Origin of the sequence: Novosphingobium meiothermophilum (genome assembly GCF_003171715.1) — a bacterium.
GTDB lineage: Bacteria > Pseudomonadota > Alphaproteobacteria > Sphingomonadales > Sphingomonadaceae > Novosphingobium > Novosphingobium meiothermophilum.
Map to the genome: position 1 here is coordinate 260,683 of NZ_QGHL01000004.1, position 16,680 is coordinate 277,362.

A 16,680-nucleotide genomic window follows, 5' to 3' on the forward strand; every position below is an offset into this window, starting at 1 on the left:
CACAGGAAAACACGGCCACAGGAAAACACAGGCAGATGAGCATCGAAACCGTATCGACATCAAAGGCGCATGGCGGAACGCTGGGCGTTTACCGGCACGCGTCGGCATCGACGGGCACGGGGATGACCTTTTCGGTCTTCCTCCCGCCCGCCGCGGCGCAGCAGGAAAACCTGCCGGTGCTCATCTACCTTTCAGGGCTGACCTGCACACACGCCAATGTCACCGACAAGGGCGAGTATCGCCGGGCCTGTGCAGAACATGGCCTCGTCTTCGTGGCGCCCGACACATCGCCGCGCGGCGAAGGCGTGGCCGACGATCCCGATGGCGCCTATGACTTTGGGCTGGGCGCGGGCTTCTATGTCAACGCCACGCAGGAACCCTATGCCGCCCATTACCGCATGTGGGACTATATCGCCAAGGAACTGCCCGCGCTGCTCGCGGCGAACTTCCCGGTGGACCTTGGCCGCATGGGCATCACCGGCCATTCGATGGGCGGTCACGGCGCGCTGACGCTCGGCCTCACCCATCCCGAAAGATTCCGTTCGCTTTCAGCCTTTGCGCCCATCGTTGCACCGGGACAGGTGCCGTGGGGGCACAAGGCGCTGGGCGGCTATCTGGGCAATGACCGGGCCGCATGGCGCAGGCACGATGCCGTGGCGCTGATCGAGGATGGCAGGCGTCCCGCGGGCGCGGTGCTGGTGGATCAGGGCGATGCCGATGCCTTTCTGGCCGAACAGTTGCGCCCCGAACTGCTTGCCAATGCCTGCAAGACGGCCGGTATCGACCTCACGCTGAGGATGCAGCCGGGCTACGACCACAGCTACAACTTCATCTCCACCTTCATGGACGATCATATCCGCTGGCACGCGGACCGGCTGAAAGCCTGATCTTCAGACAAGCCCTGCCTTCGGACAGGCTCCTGGCCGTCAGACAAGCCAGTGCCGCGCCAGCGCGACATGAAGCCGGATGCCGGTTTCCATCACCGCATCGTTGAAATCATAATGCGGATTGTGCAGCGGGGCGGCGTGATCGGCAGCGCCCTGCCCCAGCCAGATATAGGCACCGGGCCGCCGTTGCAGCATGAACGAGAAGTCTTCGGATGTGGGCGCGGGTTCGGACGCCAGTTCGGCATGGGCAACCGTGGCGGCAACCGCCAGCGCGTCGGCGGCAGCGGCGGGATCATTGATGGTGGCCGGATAATAGCGGTCGTAATCCAGCGCGCACTGCACCTCGAAGCTGGCCTCGATGCCCTTCAGCATCGCGCGCATCCGGTCCTCGATCCGGTCCTGCACCGCGGGATCGAAAGTGCGCACCGTGCCGCTGACCACGACTTCAGCCGGGATCACGTTGTGCGCATGACCGCCGTGAATCTGCGTCACCGATAACACCGCGTTGGCCGAAGGCGGCACATCGCGCGCCACGATCGTGTTGATCTGCTGCACCAGCGATGCCGCCGCAAGGATGGCATCGGGGGTGTCATGCGGGATCGCGGCATGGCCGCCCTTGCCCGTCAGCGTGATGCGGAACTTGTCGGCCGCGCCCATGATCGGTCCGGGGCGCGTGCTGATCGTGCCCGCCGGAAGCCCCGGCCAGTTGTGCAGGGCATAGACGCGATCGCACGCAAAGCGCTCGAACAGGCCCTCCTCTATCATCACGCGCGCGCCGCCCTGCCCTTCCTCGGCGGGCTGGAAGATGAAGTTCAGCGTCCCGGCAAAATCGGGATCGGCGGCAAGCACGCGCGCCGCGCCCAGCAGCATGGCGACATGGCCGTCATGCCCGCAGCCGTGAAAGGTTCCGGGCGTGGTGCTGGCCCAGGGCAGGTTGGTCTGTTCATGGATGGGCAGGGCATCCATGTCGGCGCGCAGGCCAAGCGTGCGCGTGCCTTTGCGCCTGCCCTTCAGCACGCCCACGACCCCGGTCTTGCCGATGCCTTCGTGCACCTCAAGGCCCAGCCTTGCGAGTTCCGCTGCGATCACGCGCGCGGTGCGATGTTCGCTGAAACCCAGTTCGGGATGCGCGTGAATGTCGCGGCGCAGGGCCACCAGATCGGGAACAGGATCGGCAATCTCAGCCATGGTTCTGGCCGAACAGGCTCTGGATCGGGAACTTCTGTTTGATGAACGGCGATTTGATGACGATGTAGGAGAAATACTTCTCGATGCCGTAATCGCCTTCCAGCATGCTTTCGATGATCGACTGATAGTGCGACACACCGCGCGTCACGAACTTCAGGAGATAATCATATCCGCCTGAAACCAGATGGCATTCGACGATCTCGTCAAGCTTGACGATGCGGTTCTCGAACCGGCTGAAATCGCCCTGACGGTGTTCGCTCAGCGTCACTTCGGTAAAAACCGTCAGGTATTCGCCCAGCTTGTTGAAGTTCACGTGGGCGCCATAGCCGCTGATGTAACCCGCCTTCTCCAGCCGCTTCACCCGCGTCAGGCAGGGGCTTGGCGAAAGGCCGACCGCATCGGCCAGTTCCACGTTGGTAATTCGCCCCTCCTGCTGGAGCTTGGCCAGGATCTTCAGATCAATCCGGTCGAGCTTTGGTCCCGGCAGCATGGCAGTTCCCCCTTGTCCGGCTGTGGTCAGGCCGTGTGACAGGCCACAAGAGCAGCCACATCGGGCTGTTCAAGCAACTGGTCCAGCGATCTTTCCACCCGTTCGAAGATCATGTCCATTTCCTCGATCGTGCAACACAGCGCCGGTGCAAAGCCAAGCACCGCATTGGCAAAGCAGCGCACGATAACCCCGTTGGCATATGTCAGCTTCGACAGGCGGCCCCCGATATCAAGCGCCGGATCGAAGCCTGCCTTCGTCGCCTTGTCGGCCGTCAGCTCGATTGCGCCCAGCATCCCGCGATAGCGCACATCGCCCACCAGCGGATGCACGCGGATGCGTTCCATGTGCCATGCCAGCCGTTCGGCGGTCTTGCGACCGTTTTCCATCAGGCCGCCTTCGCGGTAAAGCCGCAGGACTTCCAGCGCCACGGCCGCCGCCACGGGGTGCCCCGAATAGGTCTGGCCATGCCCGATGGGCAGAGCGACCGGGGCTGCATCGGCGATGGTCTGATAGACATGATCGGCCATGAACATAGCGCCCATCGGCACATAGCCCGACGTGAGTCCCTTGGCCGTGGTCATGAAATCGGGCGACACATCCTCGTCGAGGCAGGCGAACAGCGGCCCGGTGCGACCGAAGCCGGTGATGACCTCATCCACCAGCATGAGGATGCCCAGCCGGGTGCATGCCTCGCGAAGGGCCTTGAGCCAGCCGCGCGGCGGCACGATCACCCCGCCCGAACCCTGAATGGGTTCGCAGCAGAAGGCGGCCACATTCTCGGCGCCCAGCTCCGCAACCTTCGCTTCCAGTGCGACAACCGTCGAGGCAATCACCGCCGCATCGTCGTGGCCCTGCGGATGGCGGTAGGGATAGGGCGATGCGATGTGATGCTGCCACGGGCGCGGCAGATCGAAGTTGCGATGGAAATTGCCCAGCGCGGTCAGCCCCGCGCCAAGGCTGCTCGATCCGTGATAGCCCCATTCCAGCGCGATGAAGTGCTTCTTCTCAGGCTTCCCGGCCGCGTTCCAGTAGTGAACGATATAGCGGATCGCGCTGTCCACCGCATCCGACCCGCCCTGCGTGAAGAACACGTGATCCAGCCCGGCCGGGGCCGCGGCGGTCAGTTCCGCCGCCAGCCGGATGGCGGGTTCGCTGGCGAAGTGGAAGTAACCGGTGGCATAGGGCAGACGCCGCATCTGCTCTGCCGCCACCTCGACAATCGATTCCTGCCCATAACCGACATTCACGCACCACAGCCCGGCAAAGGCATCCAGCAGCGTGTTGCCCGCCGCATCGGTCAGCCACATGCCCTTGCCCTCTTCCAGCACGATGGCGCCATGCTGTTCATGCCCGCGGAACGATGTCACCGAATGGATCAGGTGATCGCGGTCCATTTCGACGAGGGAGCGATTGGTCGGGTGGGTCATCTTGGCTTGTCCGTTGTCTATCACGCGGCCCAGCCTAAGTCAGCGGCCGAAGCGGGTTTGCCCGAATGCGGCGGGGAATGAACGGTGCCCCGCTTTTGGCGGCAATGCGCACGGCAGAAAATGCCGCGACACTTTGCCCGCCGGGTGCGCCTGCCTGCGGGTGACAGCGCCGCGCCTATCCCTGCGGCAGGAACAGATCGTTGTAGAAGCCCGCCGTCTTTACCGTAACCGTCACGGGCGTTTCGCCCTTGTTGCGGAAATACCAGCCGTGGGTTCCCGCAAACGGCGCGGTGAACACGCCCTTGCCACCCGTAAGCGCCTTCTCCGCCCAGTAGCTGGTGAACTCGCCCTCGGCGGCATCGGGCCTTTCGCCGTGCATATCCACCTTCACCGGCCCGCCCTTGGCAGACCATTCGAAGACATAGCTCTGCCCTTCCAGCATGTGCGCCTTCACTTCCTGCCCGCTGTGCGGCGCAAGGGTGATCGTCATCTCATCACTGCGCAAATCGCCTTGGCGAATGATCGTATCCTTCGTCGGCACAGTCAGAGCCGCAGGGCCGCCAACCGGTGCCTCCGCAGGGCCAGGGGCAGGGGCAGCTTCATCTTTGCTGCCTGCCCCCATGCCGGCAATGCCGATCATGCGGCCAAAGCCCGTCGGATCGATCCCGTATTCGGCAGGCATCACGAACAGCACGACAATCGCCGCGGCCGCCAGCAAGGCCCCGCCGGTCGCCTTGGCAAGCGTGCGGGGCGATGCTTCGATCGAACCCACCGGATTTGCGGTCATGGTCTGGGTCATTGATCTGCCTCATCAGGTCTTGGTGAAATAACCGGTTAGCTGGTAGCCCACGAGAACAAAGCCCGCGCACATGAGCGCGGCATTTGCGGCAATCGCGCTGCGCCGGAAACTGCCGGTCGAGCGCCACAGGTTCATCGCGATGAGGATAGCCCCCAGTGCGGTGAACTGGCCCAGTTCCACCCCGATGTTGAAGCTGATCAGGTTGGGCACCAGCCCCTCCTTGGCAAGGGTCAGTTCCTGGAGCTTGGTGGCAAGGCCGAAGCCGTGGAAGAACCCGAAGATCAGCACCGCCGCCTTGGGATTGGGCGCACGGCCGAACAGGGTGCGGAACGCGTCCAGATTGTCGAGCGCCTTGTAGACCACAGAAAGCCCGATGATGGCATCGACGATGTAGGGGTTGGCGCGAATGTCGAACAGAACACCGATGAGCAGGGTTGTGCTGTGGCCAATGGCGAACAGCGTCACGTATGTCCCGACATCCTTCAGCCGGTAGAGAAAGAAGATCACCCCCACCAGAAACAGCAGGTGATCGTAGCCCGTCACCATGTGCTTGGCGCCAAGATACATGTAGGGGCCGATGGCCATGCCCGATGCGCCTTCGATGAAGGCGCGGTCGTCCTCGCCCACACCATGGGCGAAGGCAGCGGATTTCAGCGCGATGATGATGAACAGCGCGATGGCCCACCCGGCCCCTCGCAGCAGTCCTTGCAGAAGCGGACGGGCGGCTGGGCGGGCCATCGGGGCCTCACTTCACCGTGAAGGATGCCAGGGTTTTGGCCCCGCTGCCCTTGGCGGTCAGCGCGACGACCACCTTCGCGCCCGCCGGGATCTTCAGCCCCGGCGCGGACATCCTGTTGCCGGCCTGCGATACCAGCGCGGTCTCTGCCTTGGCGCCTGCTGCTGTCACGATGAGCTTTCCGGCAAAGCCGGACGCTGCCAGCGGCTCGTCCTCTTCGGTGATATAGACATCCACACCCTTGGGCGCGCGGACCAGTTCGATCACCGTTTCGCCCGTCATGGTGACGATCCCGCCATGCTGCGGCTTCATCGAACCATGGGCGCTGGCGCCCACCGGCAGCGCGATGAGCGAAAGGCCCGCCAGTGCTGTGGCGATCTTCTTGATATTCATGACAATTCTCCCCGAATCTGGATTCATTCCGGCAGGTGCGGCAGCACGAATGACAGCGATGCGCGGTGTTCCATCTGCCTGTATCTGGCCGGATTGTCCGATCCGGTAACAAGGATGCCGACAATCACGTTCAGCCCCTGATTGCGCACCGGCAGCGTGACATAGCCCTGCGCGTCGGTCTTCGACGGCGTCTGATCCGGATCGTTCACATAGTCATGCAGGATATCCACGTTGGCTGCGGGCTTGCCATCGTAAAAGGCACGAAGGCGGATGGGCTGGCCCATCGACTGCGGGATGAAATTGTCAGCCGGGATCAGTTGCAGCTTGTGCCCCGGAACAAGCGGGACGCCCTTCTTCGGCAACTGGTTGATGTGGACGGCATACTTGAAATTGTGCTCGCTGACCGTGGCGTCCTTGATCTCGTCATGGCCCTTGTTGTGAAACACACCGGCGCCATCCTTGGACCAAACGCCATAATCCATGGCGGCGGCAACCACGGCCAGCGGCTCGTCGCTGTCAACCACCGGAATCGCGCCCGCAGCGCGCAGCGTCGCCGTTACCGGAAGTCCATCAGCGTCGTAGCCCGCAACCGCGGTGACAAGCGGCATCCGCTTGACCGCATCCAGATCGTCCGCCCCAACGCCATAGACCATGGCGAGCTGCTTGGCGCGCTGGGCAAACCAGATCGCGTGGGCACTGGCAGCGGATGAGGCAAGAGCGGTGGCGACAGTGGCCACCGCAATAACGGCCGAGATATAGGAGGAAATCCTGCGCACGATGATGGCCTTTCGGATGAGCGCGCCGGGCTGTTCCGGCATGACAAGAGTATGACTCGCGCCCGGCATTTTTGCCCGAAAGACAGTTCCAATCGACAGGTTTCCCTGAGGATCGGCGCCCGTGCAGCAGAACTTGTCGCCCCCTGCACGGGCGCTCTTGCAGTTCGTGCCTATGCCAGCGCTTCTGCGATGGCCTTGCCGCATTCCTGGGTATTGGCCGCGCCCTTGAGATCGCGGGTGCGGGCCGAAGGGGTGGCCAGAACCTGCTCCACCGCGCGCATGATCGCCGCAGCGGCCTCGGTCTCGCCCAGATGCTCCAGCATCATGGCCGCCGACCAGATCTGGCCCACAGGGTTGGCAATGTTCTGCCCGGCGATATCGGGCGCCGAACCATGGACCGGCTCGAACAGCGAAGGATGCCTGCCTTCGGGGTTGATATTGGCGGATGGAGCAACGCCGATGGTGCCGGTGCAGGCAGGGCCAAGGTCGGAAAGAATGTCGCCGAACAGGTTCGATCCCACCACCACATCGAAGCGGTCCGGGTTCAGCACGAACTGCGCGGTCAGGATGTCGATATGATACTTGTCGTGGCTGACATCGGGATATTCGGCCCCGATGGCTTCGACACGCTCGTCCCAATAGGGCATGGTGATGGCGATGCCGTTCGACTTGGTGGCGCTGGTCAGGTGCTTTCGCTCGCGCTTTTGCGCCAGATCGAAGGCATAGCGCAGCACGCGGTCAACCCCCACGCGTGTCATCACCGTTTCCTGGATCACCAGTTCGCGCTCGGTTCCGGGGAACATGATGCCGCCCACGGCCGAATACTCGCCCTCGGTGTTCTCGCGCACCACCCAGAAATCGATGTCACCCGGCTCGCGCCCGGCCAGCGGGCAGGGCACGCCCGGCATCAGCCGCACCGGGCGCAGATTCACATACTGGTCGTATTCGCGGCGGAACTGGATGATCGATCCCCACAGCGAGACGTGATCGGGCACGGTATCGGGCCAGCCCACCGCGCCAAAAAAGATCGCGTCCGGACGGCCGATCTCCTCCTTCCAGTTTTCGGGCATCATCCGGCCATGGCGCGCATAGTAATCGCACGAGGAGAAATCGTGCCATTTCTGATCGATCTCGAAGCCATAGAGCGCGGCGGCCTTTTCCAGCACGCGCATGCCTTCGGGCATGACTTCCTTGCCGATGCCATCACCGGGGATCACCGCGATGGTGTGCTTGCGGATATTGCTGCTCATGTGATTCCCCTGTGAAGCCGCCTCATGCCGGATCCGGCGATGCCGGGACCGGAGACGTCAGATTTTGAGACCGCCGATATGGAAGGCTTTGGTTTCAAGGTATTCCTCGATGCCAAGCGTGCCGCCCTCACGCCCAAGGCCCGATTGCTTGACCCCGCCGAACGGCGCCATTTCCATCGCGATGGATCCGGTGTTCAGCGCGATCATCCCCGCCTCCAGCGCTTCGGCAACGCGGAATGCACGATCGAGGCCGGACGTGTAGAAATAGCTGGCAAGGCCGTATTCGGTATCATTGGCCAGCGCGATGGCCTCTTCCTCCGTCTCGAACCGGAACAGCGGCGCCACCGGCCCGAAGGTTTCCTCGCGCGCAAGGCGCATCTCGGCATTGGCCTCGGCAATGACGACCGGGCGGACAAAGTTGCCGCCTTGCGCCCCCTTGCCCGAAAACAGCACCTTGCCCCCCTTGGTCAGGGCATCCTCGACATGGCAGGCCACCTTCTCGGCAGCGGCCCGGTTGATGAGCGGCCCGGTGGTGGCGTCCCCGTCCATGCCGTTGCCCACATTGAGCGCCGAAACCGCTGCCCCCAGACGTGCCGCGAAATCATCATAGATCGGTGCATGAACAAGGATGCGGTTGGCGCATACGCAGGTCTGGCCGGCATTGCGGAACTTCGATGCCATCGCCGCCTTCACCGCCAGATCAAGATCGGCATCGTCGAACACGATGAGCGGCGCATTGCCGCCAAGTTCAAGGCTCAGCCGCTTGATCGTGTCGGCGCTCTGCCGCATCAGCAGGGCGCCCACGCGGGTGGAACCGGTGAACGAGAGCTTGCGCACCACCGGGCTTGCCGTGATCGCCTCGCCAATGGCCTTCGGCATCCCGGTGAGCAGGTTGATCGTGCCCTTGGGAAAGCCAGCGCGCACGGCCAGTTCGATCAGCGCCAGCGCGGTGAACGGCGTCATCTCCGATGGCTTGATAACCACCGGGCAACCCGCCGCAAGCGCCGGGGCGCACTTGCGCGTTATCATGGCAGCCGGAAAGTTCCACGGCGTGATCGCTGCCGATACGCCCACCGGTTCAGTCAGCACAATGATGCGCCGGTCGCGTTCGGGCGATGGAATGTTGCGTCCGCCAACGCGGCGCCCTTCCTCGGCAAACCACTTGATGAACGTCGCGGCATAGCGGATTTCGCCCTGCGCCTCGGCCAGTGGCTTGCCCTGTTCGGCAGTCATGATCCGGGCAAGGTCATCGATATTGGCCAGCACCAGCGCATGCCATGCCTCAAGCAGCGCGGCGCGCTCTCCCGCCGTGCGGCGGCGCCATTCACCCCACGAGGCTTGCGCTGCCGAGATGGCGGCCTCGGTCTCAGCCCTGCCGCAATCGGGAACGGTGCCGATCACCTCTCCCGTGGCCGGGTTGGTCACTTCAAGGGCGGGGAGGCCAGCCCCGATCCATGCGCCGTCGATGAAAGCTGCCTCGCGCAGCAGTGTGGGGTCGGAAAGTGTCAGCATTGTTCAACCTAGCGCTTGTGCAGCAAGACCAAAGAGGGCGGCATCATGGCCGGGGACGGGAGCCGGGCCAAGCGCCATGCGCGTAACCTGACCGACAGCCGGAAGTCCGACTTCCTCAAGCCAGGCCCCAAGCCCGCTGGCATCGGGCACATCGATCCGGCAGAAGCTGCCGGTCTGCGTTCCCAGCCAGTGCGCCACCAGCGCCTTTGCCCCGGCAAGATCGGGCGCAACCACGGGGCCGATCAGCCACCCCCGGCCAAACCGGCGCATGACGGCAAACCCGGTCTGGACATGTTCGCGGCAAAGCACCACCGCGCTGCCATCGGCCAGCAGTGCATCGAGCAGGGCCTTGCGGTCCATGCCCGTGGCCGAGCAATAAAGCGCCTCGACCGCATCGGCATCGGCCGCGCCCATGGGGCGGACCCGCTCACCGGGGCGAAGCGCCACCAGCGGCTGCACCGGGGCCAGCCCCTGATGCTGGCGTATCTTGCCCAGCTCGGAAAAGCCCAGCTTGCCATAGAGGCCAAGCCCCTCATCGGTGGCGTTGAGCATGACCGTGCCCACGCCCAGCCGATCGATCATGGCGCTGGCAAGCTGGCGGCCAAGCCCCCTGCCCTGATGCGCCATCGCCACAATGATGACGCCAAGCATGGCAAAGGCATCGCCAAAGCGCCATGCCATGATCGTGCCCACGATCTTGCCGTCCACTTCGGCAACCAGACCGCTGCCGATGGCCAGCAGCTTTTGCAGATCCTCCTCGCGGTGGGGCCATTGCTGTTCAAAGCACAGATCGGCAACCGCGTGGATATCCTCCCGCGCCATCTCCCGCAGCACGATCTGCGTCGTGTCCTGAACTGCCATCGGGTGCTCCCGCCATTGTGACGAAACATGGACGACAAGCGTCGTCCAGCTAGACTCATGTCTATCCGACAGCTCTCAAAAGAAGCTGCTGGTTTTGAGGAAGATTTGGAACAATATTGCGAAATGCTGCACAGGCCGATTTCGACAGCTCAGAACTCGGACACGTCAATCGCCGCTCCCGGATCGAAGCGGGAAAGACGATAGGGACGCGGATCGACAATCGGCTCCTCGCCCGTGGCAATATCGGCCACCAGATGCCCCGCGCCCGGCCCGATGCCAAAGCCGTGGCCGCTGAAGCCTGCCGCCAGAATGAAGCCGGGGATCGCCGGAATCTCGCCAATCACGGGAACGCCGTCGGGAGTGCTGTCGACAAATCCGGCCCATGTCCCCACCACGGGTGCGCGCGCCACTTCGGGAATCAGGCGCGAAACGCGCTCGATCGTAAGGCGGATGGTCTTGGGATCGGGCGTCGGATCAAGAATGCGGCGGGCCTCCATCGGCGTTGGCCGGTCCAGCGCCCAGCGCGCCAGCGTTTCATGCCCAGCACGCAGCCCGTGCAGGCCGCCGGGCGAAACCTTTTTCCAGCGCTGCCTGAACATGGGGATGAACTGCTTCTGGAACCGCAGGAATTGAGGCGTCGGATCAACCTTGGCTCGCCCGCTGTAGGCCAGCGCATGGGCGGCATCGCCGCGCCGCGTGATCGACATCGAATCGCCGTAGAACGCATCGGGCAGGCTCATGTGGCCAGTGCCGACCGCAAGGATCGACTGGCGCACCGTCGCCTGCGGAAAGCGCACGCCCAACTGGCGCATGAACGATGATGCCCAGGCCCCGCCCGCATGGATCACCAGCTTCGTGGCAATCGTGCCGCGTTCGGTCACGACACCGCTCACCGCGCCGCCGGTCGTCTCGATCCCGCGTGCAGCGCATGCCTGATGCACCGTTCCGCCCAGCGCCATGATGGCGCGCGCCACCGCCGGCACGGCAAGCCCCGGATCGGCAATGCCGTCCATCTGGGAATGCACGCCGCCCTTCCACACCTGCCGGGTAAAGCTGCCTTTCTCGGTCGCCTCCGCACTGTTCAGCATCCGCGTCTTCACGCCGATGGAGCGGGCATATTCGCCCCACTTCGCCCATGTGGCAATCTCGGCCTCGTCGTTGCTCACATAGAACAGCCCGCAGCGGCGAAAGCCGGTTTCCTCGCCGCTGTCCTTGCCGAACGCCTCCCACAGGTCGAGCGCCTTGGTCGCCAGCGGCAGTTCGCGCTCGTCGCGGTTCTGCTGGCGGCACCAGCCCCAGTTGCGGCTCGATTGCTCGCCGCCCACCACGCCCTTTTCGATCAGCGCAACCTTCAGGCCGCGCCTGGCAAGGTAATAGGCGGTAAAGCTGCCGATCACGCCCGCGCCGATGACGACCACATCCGCTGCGGCCGGCAGTTCCGGGGTGGACTCGATGAACCTCAGGGGCGCGGGCATGTCACACTTCTCCGATGAATGCTGATGTCATGCGAAACCAAGGATGGCCTTGACCTCAAGGTATTCCTCGAAACCGAAAAGGCCGTATTCGCGCCCGTTGCCCGACCGCCTGTAGCCGCCGAACGGGGCATGGGGATCCCACGCCGGGCTGTTGATGTGGACCTGCCCGGTGCGGATGCGCAGCGCCACCCGGCGCGCCAGCGCCAGATCGGCGCCATGCACATGACCGCCAAGGCCGTATTCGGTATCGTTGGCAATCGCCACGGCCTCGTCCACGGTGTCATATGGGATGATGACCAGCACCGGGCCGAAGATTTCCTCCTGCGCAATGCGCATGGCGGTGGAAACGTCGGAAAAGATAGTGGGCCGCACGAACAGGCCGTGGTCAAGCCCGTCGGGACAGCCCGGACCGCCGCAGACCAGCCTTGCCCCTTCCTCGATCCCCACAGCGATCATTGCCTGCACGCGCCGATGCTGCGCAGCATTGGCGATGGGGCCAAGGGTGGTCGCCTCGTCTGCCGGATCGCCCACCACGATCGCCTCCGCCGTGCGGCGCGCAATCGCCTCCACTTCGGCAAGGGCCGCACGCGGCACGATCATGCGGGTGGGCGCGCTGCATGATTGGCCGACATTGCGGAACGCAGCCATGACCCCCAGCGGCACGGCGCGTGCGAAATCGGCATCGGGCAGCAGGACATTGGGCGATTTTCCGCCCAGTTCCTGCGTCACCCGCTTTACCGTGGGCGCCGCGCCCTGCGCCACCAGCACGCCCGCGCGGTTGGACCCGGTGATCGAGATCATGTCGATATCGGGATGCGCCGCCATGGCCGCGCCAACCTCGCTGCCCGTGCCGTTGACAAGGTTGAACACGCCGGCAGGCGCGCCCGCATCATGCACGATCTGCGCAAACATCATCGCGCTGAGCGGCGAAAGCTCGCTGGGCTTGAGCACGACCGCGCATCCGGCCGCCAGCGCCGGGGCAACCTTTGCCGTGATCTGGTAGAGCGGCCAGTTCCATGGCGTGATGAGCGCAGCCACGCCAATTGCTTCGCGCACGATCGCGGTGGTGCCGCGCATGGTCAGGAAATCGTAGTCGCGCAGCACCTCTATGGCGGCCTGCACATGCCCCAGCGCAAACGGCACATGGGCGCTGCGCGCATGACTGATGGCAGCGCCCATCTCGCGCACGAGCACCTGCGCCAGAGCCTCGGCACGGTCGACGATCAGCGCATGAATGCGCTCCAGCAGGGCAAGCCTTTCGGCCGCCGGCGATTGCGAAAAGGCCGGAAACGCCGCCCGTGCCGCAGCCACGGCCCGATCAAGATCGGCAGCCGTCCCGGCCGTGACCTCGGCCACCACATCGCCATTTGCCGGATTGATGACCGGCAGGCGCTCGCCGCCCGAAAGCGCCACCCACCCGCCGTCGATATAGGCATGGCCGGAAAGAGCCACGACCTGCGCAATCGCCTGTGCCACGGGATCGCTCATCCCACCATGTCCTTGTAGCGATAGTATGCGCCGACAAAGGGCAGGAACCACGGTGTGCCGAAATAGCCGGGGATGGCGGGCCAGTCGAAATCGCGCCAGGGGTTCAGCTCGGCCTTGCCGTCCAGCACGTCGGCCATGATCCTGCCCATGTAGGTCGCCATGTGCGTGCCGTGGCCGCTGTAGCCCATCGAATAGAACAACCCGTCGCGCTCTCCCGCGCGCGGCAGCCGGTCGCCCGTCATGTCAACCATGCCGCCCCAGCAGTAATCGATTCGCACATCGGCAAGTTCGGGGAAGAAGTGCGTCATCGAACGGCGCAGGATCGCCCCGCTCTTCGCATCGGCGGCCGGATCGCTGCGGCTCGAAAACCGTGCGCGGCCGCCAAACAGGATGCGGTTGTCGGGCGTGGTCCGGAAATAGCTGACGAAATTGCGCGTATCCACCGTATTCCGGCGGCGCGGGGTCAGCCGGTCGAGCAGTTCGGTCGGCAAGGGTTCGGTGGCGATCAGATAGGCCCCAACCGGCACAAGGCGCCGACGAAACCAGCCCAGCGGCCCCACCCGCGATGTGCCGGTGGCAAGCAGCACCTGCTTGGCGGTCAGGCTGCCGTGCAGGGTGGTCAGCTCGTATGCCGAACCCGCAATGCGGCGCATCGCGATCAGCGGATTGCGTTCGAAGATCGTGCCGCCGCGCCGGACAACGGCCTCGGCCAGGCCTTGCCCGTATTCGCCCATGTGCATGCTGGCGCTCTTGCCATAAAGCATCCCGCCGTAAAAAATGTCCGAGCCGACCTCCGATGGCAGATCGGCAGGCATGACGATGCTCGTTTCGGGATCGACATTGCGGGCCAGCAGTTCCTGCGAACGCTTGATCTTCTCGAAGTGTTCGGGCTTGGCCGCCAGCTTCAGCTTGCCCACGCGCCCGAAATGGCAGTCGATTCCTTCCTCGGCCACGATCTGTTCGACCAGATCCACGCCCGCATCGAAGGCGCGGTAGAACATGTTCGCGCGTTCCAGCCCGAACTTGGCAACCATGCCGCCATAGTCCTGCGCAAAGCCGTTGTTGCACATGCCGCCATTGCGGCCCGATGCGGCGCCCGCCACCCGGTCGGCTTCCAGGACGACGACCTTGGCCCCCTTCTTCGCCAGCGTCAGCGCTGCCGAAAGCCCGGTAAAGCCCGCCCCCACCACGGCCACATCGGCCCTGCCCTCCGGGCCGCCGGGTGCGGCCGATGCAAAGGGCTTTGCCGAATCGAGCCAGTATGATGTCATCTTCATTTTGGCTTCTCCGCCCTTGCGGACCTCATGAAACAAGGTGTTCTCACCAGCCCCGCATCCGTTGCCACTGGCCCGTGATCGCGCGGCCCGTGCCATCCACCACGTGATAGCTGTCATGCTGCGCGCAGGTGGCGCAGGCGTGATTTGGCAGAACCCGCACTCGCGATCCGATCGGCAGATCAGGCAGGCTGGCGCCGCTGCCGGGCCGCACCTTGATGATCCCGTGCTCCTGGCTGGCATCTTCCACGATCACGTCGGCAAAGGGATTGCCGTCGATGTCGCAGACAAGGCCATAGCCCTGATCCACCGGATGGCGCTGCGTGCCCCGGTCGCGCGAAAGGGCCATCCAGCCCCCATCGGTCAGGATCCAGCCCTTTTCCGGGCGATGGCCGATCACCGTCAGCAGAACCGATGCGGCAATGTCGTCCAGCGTGCACACGCCGATCCCGTGCATGACCAGGTCGAAGAAGCTGAACACGCCCGCGCGCACCTCGGTCACACCGCTCAGGTTCTGCGCGAAATGGGCAGTCGGCGTCGATCCCACGCTGACCACTGGCGCGGCATGGCCGGCTGCCCGCAAACGCTCGGCCGCAGCTACAGCCGCCGCGCGTTCGCCTTCGGCCGCTTCAGGCAGCCCCTCGCCGCCGCGCGCATTGTAGGATTCCCCGGCATGGGTCAGAACCCCTGCCAGTTCCAGCCCGCCGCCGTGCAGCACCTCGGCAATGGCAAGAAGGGCAGGATCATCGGGCAGAACGCCGCCACGGTGCCCGTCGCAGTCGATCTCGATCAGCACGGCGGGCATTGGCTCGCCATCGGCGGCGGCAGAGACGAGCGCATGCGCCTGCTCGATCGTGTCGATCAGCACCGAAAGCCGCACGCCCCGCACCACCAGCCTGCGCGCCCGCGCAATCCGGTCAAGGCTCAGTCCCACGGCATAGGTAATGTCGGCAAAGCCCGCGTCGGCGAAATATTCGGCCTCGGCAAGGGTGGAGACGGTGATCGGACCCACGCCTTCCGGAAACAGCCTGCGCGCCACGTCAATCGACTTGCTGGTCTTCACATGCGGCCGGAATCCCGTGCCGAGCTGCGCCAGATGCGCGCGCAGCCGGGCAATGTTCCGGTCAACCTTGCTCACATCAAGGATCAGCGCCGGGGTCGGCACCGTCTCAAGCGAGGCGGCAATGGCGGCATTGGCATCTCGAACGGCTGTATCGGTCATCACGAACCTTCTCTGGTTGCTGGCTCAGCCAAGCGACTGGTTGGACAAGGCAACAAGCATTGCACCCGGCTCTGCCTGCGGCGGCGCACCCAGTGCCATGATGGGCGCCCGGTCAACCCTGGGCAGGCCGATCTCCTCCAGCCACGGCGCAAGTCCGCTGGTCTCTGTCACATCGATCCTCACGAAATCGCCTTCATGGGCCGAAGCAAGCGTGGCGATGATCGCCCTGGCATCACCGGCGGTCGCTGCCACAACCGGCCCGATCACCACGCCGCGCCCCCAGCGCCTGACGCAGCCATAGCCGGTGATCGCGCCATCTTGTTCAACCACAACCGTATCGGCAATCCCCAGCAGCGCATCCAGCAGTTCGCGCCGGTCCATTCCAGCAGCGCGGGCATCCACCGCATCGATTGCGGCGCGGTCCTCCGGCAAGGCTGCACGGACCGGCACCGATCTGTCGATCGCCGGCACCTTGGCCAGGACAGCCTGATGCTGCGTGATGAAGCCGCAGCGCATAAAGCCAAGCCGGGTATAGAGCGGCTCGCCGTCCTGCGTCGAAATAAGGGTGATGCGCCGACCTGCCGCATCGGCCAGCAGGGCTTCCATCAGCCTTGCGCCAATGCCCTGCCGGCGCGCGTCGGGAGAGACGATAATCATCCCGACCGTGGCAAAATCCTTGCCGTAAGGCCACCACAGCGCGGTCCCCAGCAGCTTGCCCTGCGCCTCGACCGCATAGCCGCGCCCCAGATCAAGCGCGAACTTCCAGTCCTCAAGCCGGTAGGGCCAGTTGAGCGCCTGCGACAGGCCCAGCGCCTGTTCAAGGTGGTCCGGCCGCAGCGCGATCACGTCCCGCTTGTCGCTTCCCGCCATGGCCCCCGACATATCCAGCTACTCCTGCAAGC

General features: G+C 64.6%; 16 protein-coding genes. 1 reads left to right on the forward strand and 15 read right to left on the reverse strand.

What is annotated here, in order from left to right; genetic code table 11:
- The first annotated feature begins 35 nt into the window (after positions 1 to 35).
- Positions 36 to 887 (forward strand): S-formylglutathione hydrolase, encoded by an 852-nt coding sequence (gene fghA / locus DKM43_RS01665; RefSeq protein ID WP_201739747.1) that lies wholly within the window; start codon positions 36 to 38, stop codon positions 885 to 887.
- Between the two features lie 39 nt (positions 888 to 926).
- On the opposite strand, the gene DKM43_RS01670 is transcribed toward fghA, so the two are convergent.
- The 15 genes from DKM43_RS01670 to DKM43_RS01740 all read right to left on the reverse strand — a co-directional run bounded on the left by DKM43_RS01670 (position 927) and on the right by DKM43_RS01740 (position 16,648).
- Positions 927 to 2,075, reverse strand: a complete 1,149-nt coding sequence (locus DKM43_RS01670; protein WP_109796736.1) for a M20 aminoacylase family protein — start codon at positions 2,073 to 2,075, stop codon at positions 927 to 929.
- On the reverse strand, positions 2,068 to 2,565 hold the full coding sequence (locus DKM43_RS01675; RefSeq protein ID WP_109796737.1) for an Lrp/AsnC family transcriptional regulator: 498 nt from the start codon (positions 2,563 to 2,565) through the stop codon (positions 2,068 to 2,070). Before DKM43_RS01675 ends, DKM43_RS01670 begins: the two co-directional genes overlap by 8 nt.
- Before the next feature lie 26 nt (positions 2,566 to 2,591).
- On the reverse strand, positions 2,592 to 3,992 hold the full coding sequence (locus DKM43_RS01680; RefSeq protein WP_201739748.1) for an aspartate aminotransferase family protein: 1,401 nt from the start codon (positions 3,990 to 3,992) through the stop codon (positions 2,592 to 2,594).
- Between the two features lie 175 nt (positions 3,993 to 4,167).
- Positions 4,168 to 4,791, reverse strand: coding sequence for a hypothetical protein (locus DKM43_RS01685; protein WP_109796738.1), 624 nt, complete (start codon positions 4,789 to 4,791; stop codon positions 4,168 to 4,170).
- Positions 4,792 to 4,803: 12 nt separating this feature from the next.
- Complete coding sequence (locus DKM43_RS01690) at positions 4,804 to 5,529, reverse strand: HupE/UreJ family protein (protein ID WP_109796739.1); 726 nt, start codon at positions 5,527 to 5,529, stop codon at positions 4,804 to 4,806.
- A gap of 7 nt (positions 5,530 to 5,536) precedes the next feature.
- The gene (locus tag DKM43_RS01695) at positions 5,537 to 5,920 is read right to left on the reverse strand and encodes a hypothetical protein (RefSeq protein ID WP_109796740.1); all 384 of its coding nucleotides are present in this window, start codon (positions 5,918 to 5,920) and stop codon (positions 5,537 to 5,539) included.
- A gap of 23 nt (positions 5,921 to 5,943) precedes the next feature.
- Positions 5,944 to 6,738 carry a DUF4198 domain-containing protein gene (locus tag DKM43_RS01700; RefSeq protein WP_109796741.1) on the reverse strand — a complete coding sequence of 265 codons (795 nt, stop codon included), beginning with the start codon at positions 6,736 to 6,738 and terminating at the stop codon, positions 5,944 to 5,946.
- 128 nt (positions 6,739 to 6,866) lie between these two features.
- Positions 6,867 to 7,946 (reverse strand): tartrate dehydrogenase, encoded by a 1,080-nt coding sequence (locus DKM43_RS01705; RefSeq protein ID WP_145960455.1) that lies wholly within the window; start codon positions 7,944 to 7,946, stop codon positions 6,867 to 6,869.
- 57 nt (positions 7,947 to 8,003) lie between these two features.
- Positions 8,004 to 9,458 carry an NAD-dependent succinate-semialdehyde dehydrogenase gene (locus DKM43_RS01710; protein WP_109796742.1) on the reverse strand — a complete coding sequence of 485 codons (1,455 nt, stop codon included), beginning with the start codon at positions 9,456 to 9,458 and terminating at the stop codon, positions 8,004 to 8,006.
- Positions 9,459 to 9,461: 3 nt separating this feature from the next.
- Positions 9,462 to 10,319, reverse strand: a complete 858-nt coding sequence (locus DKM43_RS01715) for a GNAT family N-acetyltransferase (protein ID WP_109796743.1) — start codon at positions 10,317 to 10,319, stop codon at positions 9,462 to 9,464.
- 149 nt (positions 10,320 to 10,468) lie between these two features.
- Positions 10,469 to 11,794, reverse strand: a complete 1,326-nt coding sequence (locus DKM43_RS01720) for an NAD(P)/FAD-dependent oxidoreductase (RefSeq protein WP_109796744.1) — start codon at positions 11,792 to 11,794, stop codon at positions 10,469 to 10,471.
- Between the two features lie 27 nt (positions 11,795 to 11,821).
- The gene (locus DKM43_RS01725) at positions 11,822 to 13,282 is read right to left on the reverse strand and encodes an aldehyde dehydrogenase family protein (protein ID WP_109796745.1); all 1,461 of its coding nucleotides are present in this window, start codon (positions 13,280 to 13,282) and stop codon (positions 11,822 to 11,824) included.
- Positions 13,279 to 14,559 (reverse strand): NAD(P)/FAD-dependent oxidoreductase, encoded by a 1,281-nt coding sequence (locus DKM43_RS01730; protein ID WP_109796746.1) that lies wholly within the window; start codon positions 14,557 to 14,559, stop codon positions 13,279 to 13,281. The genes DKM43_RS01725 and DKM43_RS01730 overlap by 4 nt, the downstream gene beginning before the upstream one ends.
- A gap of 43 nt (positions 14,560 to 14,602) precedes the next feature.
- On the reverse strand, positions 14,603 to 15,778 hold the full coding sequence (locus tag DKM43_RS01735; protein ID WP_109796747.1) for an alanine racemase: 1,176 nt from the start codon (positions 15,776 to 15,778) through the stop codon (positions 14,603 to 14,605).
- Positions 15,779 to 15,802: 24 nt separating this feature from the next.
- Entirely contained in the window at positions 15,803 to 16,648 is an 846-nt protein-coding gene (locus tag DKM43_RS01740) for a GNAT family N-acetyltransferase (RefSeq protein WP_201739749.1), read from the reverse strand.
- Between the last annotated feature and the right edge of the window lie 32 nt (positions 16,649 to 16,680).

Coding starts and splice junctions, on each gene's coding strand:
- fghA (WP_201739747.1), top strand. CDS start 36: ATGAGCATCGAAACCGTATCGACATCAAAGGCGCATGGCGGAACGCTG.
- DKM43_RS01670 (WP_109796736.1), bottom strand. CDS start 2,075: ATGGCTGAGATTGCCGATCCTGTTCCCGATCTGGTGGCCCTGCGCCGC.
- DKM43_RS01675 (WP_109796737.1), bottom strand. CDS start 2,565: ATGCTGCCGGGACCAAAGCTCGACCGGATTGATCTGAAGATCCTGGCC.
- DKM43_RS01680 (WP_201739748.1), bottom strand. CDS start 3,992: ATGACCCACCCGACCAATCGCTCCCTCGTCGAAATGGACCGCGATCAC.
- DKM43_RS01685 (WP_109796738.1), bottom strand. CDS start 4,791: ATGACCCAGACCATGACCGCAAATCCGGTGGGTTCGATCGAAGCATCG.
- DKM43_RS01690 (WP_109796739.1), bottom strand. CDS start 5,529: ATGGCCCGCCCAGCCGCCCGTCCGCTTCTGCAAGGACTGCTGCGAGGG.
- DKM43_RS01695 (WP_109796740.1), bottom strand. CDS start 5,920: ATGAATATCAAGAAGATCGCCACAGCACTGGCGGGCCTTTCGCTCATC.
- DKM43_RS01700 (WP_109796741.1), bottom strand. CDS start 6,738: ATGCCGGAACAGCCCGGCGCGCTCATCCGAAAGGCCATCATCGTGCGC.
- DKM43_RS01705 (WP_145960455.1), bottom strand. CDS start 7,946: ATGAGCAGCAATATCCGCAAGCACACCATCGCGGTGATCCCCGGTGAT.
- DKM43_RS01710 (WP_109796742.1), bottom strand. CDS start 9,458: ATGCTGACACTTTCCGACCCCACACTGCTGCGCGAGGCAGCTTTCATC.
- DKM43_RS01715 (WP_109796743.1), bottom strand. CDS start 10,319: ATGGCAGTTCAGGACACGACGCAGATCGTGCTGCGGGAGATGGCGCGG.
- DKM43_RS01720 (WP_109796744.1), bottom strand. CDS start 11,794: ATGCCCGCGCCCCTGAGGTTCATCGAGTCCACCCCGGAACTGCCGGCC.
- DKM43_RS01725 (WP_109796745.1), bottom strand. CDS start 13,282: ATGAGCGATCCCGTGGCACAGGCGATTGCGCAGGTCGTGGCTCTTTCC.
- DKM43_RS01730 (WP_109796746.1), bottom strand. CDS start 14,559: ATGAAGATGACATCATACTGGCTCGATTCGGCAAAGCCCTTTGCATCG.
- DKM43_RS01735 (WP_109796747.1), bottom strand. CDS start 15,778: ATGACCGATACAGCCGTTCGAGATGCCAATGCCGCCATTGCCGCCTCG.
- DKM43_RS01740 (WP_201739749.1), bottom strand. CDS start 16,648: ATGGCGGGAAGCGACAAGCGGGACGTGATCGCGCTGCGGCCGGACCAC.